Annotated in this window: 1 pseudogene; it reads left to right on the top strand. The window is 44.4% G+C overall.

Features of this window, described 5'->3' with window-relative positions:
- Window positions 1-333 (top strand): annotated as a pseudogene (locus AB4512_RS24870) (insulinase family protein); the annotation flags it as partial.

Genomic DNA, 333 nt, shown 5'->3' with positions numbered 1-333 from the left:
AATGTATGTAGACCCATATGTTCAAAAGTGGACGCTTAGCAATGGTATAGAGATGTGGTATCTGCGTGACTATCTCGCAGGTGATGACATAGGTATTTACTACACAAGCTTAGGTGGTAAGGCCGCACTCGATCCTAAGTTATATCCAGCGTCAGAGTTAGCTCTTGCTGCTATCGGGAGAAGTGGTGTTGGTAGTTTTTCAGGAACGGAGCTTAATGCGCATTTGGATCGTGAAGATATTCAGGTTTATCCGTTTATCGATTTTACCCGCCATGGCGTCGAATTTAAGCTCAACAATAGTGGCTTAGCGGAAACTTTTGCTGCACTCAACGC

Source organism: Vibrio sp. 10N.222.52.B7, from assembly GCF_041474275.1.
Taxonomy (GTDB): domain Bacteria; phylum Pseudomonadota; class Gammaproteobacteria; order Enterobacterales; family Vibrionaceae; genus Vibrio; species Vibrio crassostreae_C.
The sequence above is the reverse complement of the archived record's forward strand: the minus strand, read 5'-3'. Positions and strand labels throughout refer to the sequence as shown.